The organism is Asaia sp. SF2.1, from assembly GCF_000505765.1.
Lineage (GTDB): Bacteria > Pseudomonadota > Alphaproteobacteria > Acetobacterales > Acetobacteraceae > Asaia > Asaia bogorensis.
The window spans coordinates 59620-69239 of sequence record NZ_AYXS01000049.1 but is presented as its reverse complement, the minus strand read 5'-3'; the positions used below and the strand labels follow the sequence as shown (position 1 = coordinate 69239).

Here is a 9620-nt window from a genome sequence, read left to right as displayed (position 1 = left end):
CTGGTCAGTGCGTTCCACACGTCCGACCATTACGGGGCGGTGGATCGGCGGCGCATAGCGCGCCTCGTAGAGGCGCCATCAAGCAACCCCCGTGGGTGGAGCAATCGCTATTAGCGCTCCGTCCGGCAATGCCTGCTGCACCTGCAAGGCCTCAGGTGCCGGCGCTGTCATCCACAGATCCATATCTTCCTGCTGCGTCAGGATAACTGGCATGGCCCAAGGATGAATAGCACCGACCTCCCGGTTGGCTTCAGTGGTCAGGAATCCATACAGGTTATTTGTCGTCTCGCCGTCAGCCAGTTTCCTGACCGACGTCCACCGGCACCACAGACCGGCGAAGAAGGCCAGCGGCTCGCCATCCGCTCTGGCGAACCAGACCTGACGACTTCCACCTTCGGGCAGATGTTCGGGCTCGGCAAACGCCGTCAGCGGCACCAGGCAGCGATGTTCCACGCCTTCCCATCGCCGCCACCAGGACGATTCCATATGCCGGATATTGGTTATGCCCCGATCCACCTTCCTGCCCTTGAGCATGCCGGGTGGCGTCGGCATTCCCCAGCGGGCCATGACCAGTTCCCTGCCGCCCTCGGCATTGCGGATGATTGGGGCCATTGTATTCGGCCACACCTCGGGCAACGGTTGCAGGTTGCCGATATGATCGATCATGACCCTGGCGATCATCCTGATCGCCTCCTGGTTCGTCATTACGGAGTAGAGGTTGCACATCGGTGCCGTCCTTCCGTCGTCGGCCAGAAAAAATCCCTGAGACTCAAAGCTTTACAGATATCAGAGACATAGCTGGGCCTCAGCTATTCCCTGCACTGTGTCACACCTCCGGTAATCGTGCCTTGACTCTTATCGCGCGTTAGGAACAAACCATGAACATATAGCTACTGACGCCGCCAGCATCGGACGGATTCGAGATGACCACGAAAGGGAGCCCAGCCCGGAAGAAGCCCGCCCTGGAAGCGCTTCAGGCGACCATTGCCCGGCTCGAAGGACACAAAAGCCATAAACGCGCCGTCCTGCCATTCGGCGTGAAGGAGATCGACGCGAGGTTACCGGGTGGCGGCCTGGTCCTGGGCGCGCTTCATGAGGTGGCCGGTGGCGGGACTGACGCCCTCAACGCCACGGCTGCGGCCCTGTTCGCCGCAGGGATTGCCGGCCGGACCAGAGGCAAGGTGCTGTGGATCGTCACCCGGCAGGACATCTTCGCGCCGGCTCTCGATCAGGCCGGACTGGCCGCTCGCCGGGTCATCCACGTTGAAGCATCCTCGGACAACGACGCCCTGGCCTGCTTCGAGGAAGGTCTGCGACATGGCGGGCTGGGGTCCGTGGTCGCCGAGGTCGGGCGACTGACGATGACGGCCTCGCGGCGCTTGCAGATCGCGGCCGAGGGAACCGGGACCATCGGCCTGGCTGTCCGGAGATGGCGCCGCCAGACGGAAGCCGCCGATTTCGGACAGCCGACAGCCAGCACCACACGCTGGCGGGTCTCTGTCCTGCCATCCGCGCCGCTTCCCGTGCCCGGCGTGGAGCGGCCCCGGTGGATGCTGGAATTGCTGCGCGCGCGATCGGGGGAATGCGCGGATTTCGAGGTGGAGGGGTGCGATGCCAACGGGAGGATCGAATCGTGTGGTGTCGCTCTACCTGCCTCTGTGGCCGACGGAGCGCATCAGGAAGAAGCTGGGCAACGCCGCGCCTGAGACACCGCTGGCCCTGGCCGGCCGGGAAGGCAGCCGTCGCGTCGTCATGTCCGCCGACCTTGCCGCCCGCAAGATCGGGGTGACGCCCGGCATTCCGGTTGCCAAGGCCCAGGCGCTCTATCCCGATCTGACCATCATGGATGCCGACCCCGACGGCGACCGAGCCGGGCTGGAGGCTCTGGCTCTCTGGTTCCAGCGGCGGATCGCGCCGATCGTGGCCGTGGACGCATCCGGCGGACTGCCTGATGGCATCGTAATGGACACGACCGGCACGGATCATCTCCATGGTGGCGAGCCGGCGATGCTGGACGCCGTGGTCCGTCGCCTGGCTGACTCAGGCTTTACCGCCAAGGTCACGATCGCCGGAACCTGGGGTGCCGCTCATGCCCTGGCCAGATATGGACGTGGCCGGATCATCATCGTGCCCGACGGAGGCATCCCCGACACGCTCTCCAACCTGCCGATCGAGGCATTGCGGCTTCCGGCTGCCGTCATCGAAGGATTGCGGACGCTGGGTATCTCCCGGATCGGCAAGCTGGCCGCCATGCCGCGCGCGCCGCTGACCTTGCGGTTCGGGCCGGAACTGGAACGCCGTCTGGACCAGGCTTATGGGCGCATCGCCGAACCGATCCTGGCCGTGCGCCCGGTCGATCCGGTTTCTGTGGCGCGCAACTTCGCCGAACCCATCGGCGCGGCCGAGACCATTGCCCGCTATATCGGCAAGCTGGTTCCCGTCCTGTGTGAAGGGCTGGATGCCAGGGGCGACGGCATACGGCTGCTCGACCTCCTGTTGCACCGGTTGGACAGCCAAACCCAGACGATCCGGATCGCCACGGCCCGGCCGGCAAGGGACGCGAAGCATCTGACGCGCCTGCTGTGCGAGAAGATCGAGACGATCGATCCGGGCTATGGCATTGAGCGCATGGAACTGGTCGCCGTCCTGGCCGAGCCGATGGAGGTCAGGCAGCGGGTTTCCTCGCTGATCGAAGAGGAAGAAGCCGACATCTCCGGCCTGATCGACACGCTGGCCAATCGCGTCGGTGGGGAATCGCTCTACCGGTTTGCCCCTGTGGAGAGCGACATTCCCGAGCGGTCGGTCTGCCGGGTGCCGGCACTGGCTCCGGATGACGGCGCCACCTGGCCGGTCGGATGGCCACGACCGACCCGGCTGCTTTCCCGGCCGGAACCTGTCCAGGCCATGGCCGAATTGCCGGACCAGCCGCCGATCTTCTTTATCTGGCGCGGTATCCGGCATCGCGTGCGCTGCGCCGACGGGCCTGAGCGCGTCTTCGGCGAATGGTGGAAGGGTGATACGGAACTGACGATCGCGCGGGATTATTTCCGGATCGAGGACACGGCCGGCGACCGATTCTGGGTCTTCCGCGAGGGTGATGGCGAACATGGAGAAACCGGCTCGCAGAGATGGTTCATGCACGGGCTGTTCGCATGACCCGCTATGCCGAGCTTCAGGTCACCAGCTATTTCTCGTTCCTGCGGGGCGTGTCTGCGCCTGCCGAACTGTTTGCCCAGGCCAAACGTCTCGGACTTTCCGCCATCGGGATCACCGACCGCAACACACTGGCCGGCATCGTCCAGGCCCACATCGCCGCGAAAGATACCGGCATGCGGCTGGTGGTCGGATGCCGGCTCGACCTCGCCGACTTTCCGCCGGTCCTGGTCTATCCGATGGACCGCGCCGCCTATGGCCGCTTATGTCGGCTGCTGTCGATCGGCAAGGCGCGCGCCGGCAAGGGGAAATGCCTGCTGAACTGGGCCGATCTGGCCGAGTGGGGCGACGGACTTCAGGCCGTGCTGGTGCCGGATGTCGCCGGCGAGGACTGCGCCCTGCATCTGCGGAAGCTGCGGGATGCCTTCGGGGACCGGGCCTATATGGCACTGACCCTGCGCCGCCGGCCGAATGATCAGATGCGGCTCTATGAATTGGCGAATATGGCCCATGCGCGCCGGGTGAAGACCGTCGTCACCAATGACGTGCTGTTCGATATCCATGACCGCCGCATTCTCCAGGATGTCGTCACCTGTGTTCGGCATAATACGACCATAGACCGGGCTGGCTTCGTCCGTGAGCGTCATGCCGATCGCTATCTCAAGCCGCCCCAGGAAATCGCGCGCCTGTTCTCGCGATATCCCGAAGCGATCGACCGGAGCATGGAGATCGTCGAACGCTGCCGGTTCAGCCTCGACGATCTAGCGTATCAATATCCCGATGAAATCACGACGCCGGGCCAGACACCCCAGGAAGCACTGGAAGCCCTGACGTGGGAAGGTGCGAGAGCCTTCTATACGGATGGCATCCCCGAGGACGTGGCTGAAATTCTCCGCCATGAACTGGCGCTGATCGGGCGCATGTCCTACGCGCCCTACTTCCTGACGGTGAACAGCATCGTTCGCGAGTCGAGGCGGCGGGGCATTCTGTGCCAGGGTCGCGGATCGGCGGCCAATAGCGCTGTCTGTTTCGTGCTGGGCATCACGGCGATCGACCCGTCGCGGACGACATTGCTGTTCGAGCGGTTCATCTCGGAAGAGCGGGGCGAGCCGCCGGACATCGACGTGGATTTCGAGCATGCCCGTCGCGAGGAAATCATCCAGTGGATCTATGACCATTACGGTCGCACCCGCGCGGCACTGACCGCCGTGGTCACCCGGTATCGGGCCAAGGGGGCTCTCCGTGATGTGGGCAAGGTGATGGGGCTGCCGGAAGACCTGATCACCCTGCTGTCGAAACAGATATGGGGCTGGTCGCGCGAGGTCGATGCGGAGAAATTCGCCGAGACCGGAATCGACCTGACTGACCGGCGTATCCGTCTGACGCTCGATCTGGCGCGTGCCCTGATTGGCGTGCCGCGTCATCTGTCCCAGCATCCGGGCGGCTTCGTGCTGACCCATGACCGGCTGGACGAACTGGTGCCGATCGAACCGGCGGCGATGGAGAATCGCCAGACCATCGAGTGGGACAAGGACGACATCGACGCGCTGAAATTCATGAAGGTTGATGTGCTGGCGCTTGGCATGCTGACCTGCATGAAGAAGGGACTGGACCTGCTCGCCGAACACAAGGGGCAGCGCTTCACGCTCCAGACCATTCCGGCCGAAGACCCGCGGACCTACGCCATGATCCGCAAGGCAGACACGATCGGCGTGTTCCAGATCGAGAGCCGGGCGCAAATGTCGATGCTGCCGCGCCTGAAGCCCCGGACCTATTATGACCTGGTGATCGAGGTCGCCATCGTCCGTCCCGGACCGATCCAGGGCGATATGGTTCATCCGTATCTGCGCCGGCGGGAGGGCCTGGAGCAGCCCGATTACCCGACCCCGGAACTGGAGGAAGTCCTGAAGCGGACCCTCGGCGTGCCGCTTTTTCAGGAACAGGTCATGCAGGTGGCCATGGTATGTGCCGGGTTCACGGCGGCCGAGGCCGATCAACTCAGGCGTGCGATGGCGACCTTCAAGAACACCGGGACGGTCTCGAAATTCCAGACCCGCCTGCTCGAAGGCATAAGGGAGAACGGATATCCGGAGGAATTCGCCGAGCGTATCTACCAGCAGCTTGAGGGCTTCGGCTCCTATGGCTTCCCGGAGAGCCATGCCGCGTCATTCGCCATCCTGGCCTATTCGTCATCGTGGATGAAATGCCGCCATCCGGACGTGTTCCTGGCCTCATTGCTGAACAGCCAGCCGATGGGCTTCTACGCGCCGGCCCAACTCGTCCGCGACGCCCAGGCGCATGGGGTGGAAGTCCGGCCTATCTGTGTGAACCGGTCACGCTGGGAGGCCATCCTTGAAGGGCCGGAACGGGCGAACGGCCTGTTTGCGGTGCGGCTCGGGATGAACCTGGTGAAGGGACTGGCCAATGAGGATGCCGCGCGGATCGTGGCGGCCCGTGGGAATCGGCCCTTCGTGTCGATAGACGATCTGTGGCGACGATCCGGCGTGAAGGCCGCTGCCCTGACCCACCTGGCCGAGGCGGATGCGTTTCGTGCGGGGTTCGGGCTGGCACGGCGTGAGGCTCTGTGGGCGATCAAGGCGCTACGGGATGAACCGTTGCCCTTGTTCGCGGCTGCGGAGATCGTCCGGGAAGCAAAGGAACCGGATGTCCTGCTCCAGCCCATGCGGGCCGGCGCCGAGGTGGCACGGGACTATAACCGTATCGGCCTGACCCTGCGGGACCATCCGGTTGCCTTTCTGCGGGATGATCTGAGGCGCGATGACATCCTGTCGTGCCGGGACGCAATCAATGCCAGGGATGGCAAGCGGCTGACGGCAGCCGGAATCGTCCTGGTGCGTCAGCGTCCGGGTTCTTCAAAAGGCGTGGTTTTTATGACGCTGGAGGACGAGACGGCGACGCTGAATGTCATCATTTGGGCAGACACCTTCGAGAAATTCCGGCCGGTGGTCCTGTCCGCCAGCATGGTGGCTGTGAAGGGGAGGCTTCAGAAGGAGGGCGAGGTGATTCATCTGATCGCTCTGGAGATCATCGACCAGTCGGGACTACTCGCCGATGTTGGAAACCGCTCAAATGGTGGCACCCCAAGCGACAGACATCACCCGGATGACGTCATCATAGTTCGATCGCGGAATTTCCATTGATGTGCGATGTCCAGAGTGTTGTGCCGCATTTCCATGATTGTAAGAGGCGTGCATCGGTTATCGGAAATCTGCGTCATGGCCTCTCTGCTAGACCCTTGATCGCCCAGTGAAGCAGATCAAGCAGTCGTTCACCTTCCTCCTCCGAGAGATGCGTATGGCTCCGGGCGTTGATGACCGCCACGGCTGCCGCAACCTCCGGCAACCTGACAGACATTAATGGCGATAGCGATATCGTCGTGCTTCTGCGATCGTTCGGATCCGGCTTGCGTTCGATCAGCCCGTCCCGTTCCATTCGTGAAAGGGTCTTCGCCATCGTGGATTGCTCGACGGCCGCGAGGTTCACCAGTTCACGCTGGCTCCGTGTCTTGCCGTCCGCCAACGCGAAGATCACCGGTAGCTGACCGGACATGAGGCCAAAGGGCCGCAGTGCTTCATCCATCTCACGAGCAAAAAGCCGGGCGGCCCAGTTGACCATATAGCCAAGGGAGTCGGTTCGGGACGGCCATTTATATGGCTTGCTATCTTCTTTCATGGCTTGCTATGTAAAAGACCTTCTCTTCAGGAAGCAAGGATCATATCATGCCAACGCTTCTCCGCCGTCTCCATCGTGTGACAGGAAAGCCTGTCGATCCTTTGTATTGGCAGTTTCATGACTGCCTCGGTCGTCGCAGAACTCTATGGCGACGCCTCGATTATCAGCACAGTCAAGCGTGCGATCCTCTGGGGATTATTGGTCCTGGTCCCATGTCTCGCCACAACGGGGCTTTCGGGCTATCGCGCGACAAGTGGGGCTCCGCGTGGTCTGGCACTCGTGAAACTCCGCCGTATGCGGATCATCGGCCTCAACGGGATTTGCGTTCTCGTACCGTGTGCGCTGTTTCTGGCCGCCCGCGCGGCGGCATCACGATTCGGTTGGCCATTCTACAGTATACAGGCGCTCGAACTTCTGGCCGGCTCTATCAATCTTACTCTTCTGGTCCTGAATTTCAGGGATGGTCTGCGCCTTGCTCGACGGCAATAAGCGCAGAGTACCGATGTGAGCCGCGCACACCGACAATAACGATTGATACGAATTGACGGCGCGATCAGGACCGCAAAACAAGTGTGTGTCTCCGCTAAGGCCATCACAGATTCAGCCTCGCGGTGGACACCATGTGGACACCACACCCCAAAACGACGAAAGCCGCCTTGCGGCGGCTTCCTCGTATCCGTCTGATTTTCCTTGGAAAATCTGGAGCGGGCGATGGGATTCGAACCCACGACCCCAACCTTGGCAAGGTTGTGCTCTACCCCTGAGCTACGCCCGCGTTCCGTTGGACGGGTAATTACTGCCTGAGGCCGTGGCGCGCAAGAGGGTTTTTTAAAAAACATGCTTTTTTTTTGCTTTTCTTTCTTGGGAGCCTCTCCCGACGCCGCGCACCCAGGCTCGGGCTTGCGTCCTGCACGCTTCAGAACAATCTTGTAGCCATGATGATCAACAGGTGATGCTAGCGAAAAGCCGCGCATCATCGGGACAGAGAGATTCCATGGACTATATCATTGGGCAGAATCGCCCCCAGCCCGGAAACGACGCAGGCCTGCCCCCGTCCCCCGGCGCTCCCGGCACACAGGGTGCACTCATCGTCGATGCCGATCAGCGCAGCTTCATGCCTGAGGTACTCGAAGCCAGCCGGCAGCTTCCCGTACTTGTGGATTTCTGGGCGCCCTGGTGCGGACCCTGCAAGCAACTGACCCCCGTGCTCGAGCGCGCCGTGACGGCGGCCGGCGGTCGGGTCAAGCTGGTCAAGGTCGATATCGAGGCCAATGCCGCGCTTGCTGCCCAGCTTGCGCAGGTCGGTCTGCCCATCCAGTCGATCCCGCTTGTTGCGGCCTTTTATAAGGGCCAGATTGTCGACATCCTGCAGGGCGCCCAGCCCGAGAGCGAAGTGCGCCGCTTTATCGAACAGATCGTCAAGGCAACCGGCGCCACATTGCCAAGCGCGGATATCCTTGCCGCGGCCTCGGCTGCTCTGCAGGAAGGTCAGGCAGAGGAAGCCGCCGGGCTGTTTGCCTCGCTGCTTGAAATCGAACCGGAAAACCCCGAGGGTTGGGGCGGCATGATCCGGGCGCTGACGATATTGGGTGATGATGAGGGTGCGGACGAAGCCCTGAGTCAGGTACCACCCAAGCTGGCGGAGCACCCGGCCGTGACAGGCGCACGCGCTGCCCTGGCCCTGCACAAGGAGAGCCATCAGGCAGCCTCGGCGCTCGACGGGCTCCGGGCAGAGTGTGCGGCTTCTCCCGACAATCTCGCTCTGCGCTTTCGTCTGGCTGGAGCCCTGAATGGTGCGGGTCATAAATCAGAGGCAGCAGACACGCTGCTTGCCATCATCAAACAGGACCGCGAGTGGAATGACGGCGCAGCGCGCGCCGAATTGCTGCGCTTCTTCGAAGCCTGGGGTAATACCGATCCGGCAACCTTGCCCGCGCGACGCAAGCTGTCAGCCCTGCTCTTTTCCTGAGCCACGCCTCGCGGCTGCCATCCTGCCTTCTTCCCCTTTAAAAGAGGAATGACGAAGGCAGGGTCGAGGCCATTCAACCCCCTCTCCCATCCATCAGAAGGATTCACCTATGGCTCAGGATCTCGATCCCCGCCTTCTTTCCATGCTTGTCTGCCCGGTGACGAAGGAAGCGCTCATCTATGACCGCGAGGCACAGGAGCTTGTCAGCAAGGGGGCCCGCCTTGCTTACCCTGTGCGCGACGGCATTCCGGTAATGCTGCCGGAAGAAGCCCGCCCCCTGGCCGACTGACACGCCATGACCGGCGCCGTGCTCTACCGCACCGTAAAAAGCGCCGTATCGAGCGTAAAGCTCCCGTCAGCCTCGACAGCAAAATGCTGTCGGGTCCCGGCATCCGTCGCCCTCTGAAGCGACAGGATGGCCTGCCGATGCAAGGCGGGCGTCCGGGTTCGCGCGACCCATGAGGTGAAGTCGAGCTTCAGACGCAAGGGCTGATAGTCTTCCAACGTAAATCCAGCGCTTTCAAGACTGCGTCTCCACTCCGAGACGCGATAATTGCGCATGTGCGAGGGATCGCGCAGGGTTTCGATCGCCTGCAGCACAGAATCGGCCATAGGGGCCTCCGGGGCGACCGTGTCAATAAAGATCCCCAGACCGCCCCGTCGCAGCACGCGGCGCGCCTCATTGAGCCCCTCCTGCAGATCGCACCAGTGATGGGCACTGAAGCGGCTGGCCACCACATCAAAAATGCCCTCTGCAAAGGGCAGGGATTCCGCAAAACCCCCGACAGGGCGAATCCGGGTCAGC

Annotated in this window: 9 protein-coding genes and 1 tRNA gene; 6 read left to right on the top strand and 4 right to left on the bottom strand. The window is 62.5% G+C overall.

Annotated elements, in window-relative coordinates; all coding sequences use genetic code 11:
• Positions 1-78: 78 nt before the first annotated feature.
• Positions 79-726, bottom strand: coding sequence for an SOS response-associated peptidase (locus P792_RS33875; protein ID WP_010669086.1), 648 nt, complete (start codon positions 724-726; stop codon positions 79-81).
• A 197-nt stretch (positions 727-923) separates the two neighbouring features.
• On the opposite strand from P792_RS33875, the gene P792_RS33870 reads away from it, so the two are divergent.
• Genes P792_RS33870 through P792_RS33860 form a run of 3 tightly spaced genes read left to right on the top strand, consistent with a single transcriptional unit; the run spans position 924 to position 6314 of the window.
• Positions 924-1706, top strand: coding sequence for an ImuA family protein (locus P792_RS33870; protein ID WP_018308150.1), 783 nt, complete (start codon positions 924-926; stop codon positions 1704-1706).
• The gene (locus tag P792_RS33865; protein WP_256138674.1) at positions 1612-3156 is read left to right on the top strand and encodes a DNA polymerase Y family protein; all 1545 of its coding nucleotides are present in this window, start codon (positions 1612-1614) and stop codon (positions 3154-3156) included. The genes P792_RS33870 and P792_RS33865 overlap by 95 nt, the downstream gene beginning before the upstream one ends.
• Positions 3153-6314, top strand: coding sequence for an error-prone DNA polymerase (locus tag P792_RS33860; protein WP_031241532.1), 3162 nt, complete (start codon positions 3153-3155; stop codon positions 6312-6314). Before P792_RS33865 ends, P792_RS33860 begins: the two co-directional genes overlap by 4 nt.
• A 73-nt stretch (positions 6315-6387) precedes the next feature.
• Here P792_RS33860 and P792_RS33855 read toward each other — a convergent pair whose 3' ends face one another.
• Positions 6388-6753, bottom strand: a complete 366-nt coding sequence (locus P792_RS33855) for a MarR family winged helix-turn-helix transcriptional regulator (RefSeq protein WP_235075531.1) — start codon at positions 6751-6753, stop codon at positions 6388-6390.
• A gap of 210 nt (positions 6754-6963) precedes the next feature.
• Between P792_RS33855 and P792_RS0120190 the strand changes: the two genes are divergently transcribed.
• A complete protein-coding gene (locus P792_RS0120190; RefSeq protein WP_010668705.1) occupies positions 6964-7335 on the top strand; it encodes a hypothetical protein in 372 nt (123 codons plus the stop codon).
• 211 nt (positions 7336-7546) lie between these two features.
• Here the strand turns inward: P792_RS0120190 and P792_RS33850 are convergent.
• Positions 7547-7621, bottom strand: a tRNA-Gly gene (locus P792_RS33850).
• Positions 7622-7840: 219 nt separating this feature from the next.
• Here P792_RS33850 and P792_RS33845 point away from each other — a divergent pair.
• Positions 7841-8815 (top strand): tetratricopeptide repeat protein, encoded by a 975-nt coding sequence (locus tag P792_RS33845; RefSeq protein ID WP_023979771.1) that lies wholly within the window; start codon positions 7841-7843, stop codon positions 8813-8815.
• 109 nt (positions 8816-8924) lie between these two features.
• Positions 8925-9104, top strand: coding sequence for a Trm112 family protein (locus P792_RS33840; RefSeq protein WP_023979770.1), 180 nt, complete (start codon positions 8925-8927; stop codon positions 9102-9104).
• Between the two features lie 23 nt (positions 9105-9127).
• Here P792_RS33840 and P792_RS36220 read toward each other — a convergent pair.
• Positions 9128-9620 (bottom strand): class I SAM-dependent methyltransferase (locus P792_RS36220; protein ID WP_031241528.1); only part of this gene is annotated, 493 nt, incomplete at its 5' end.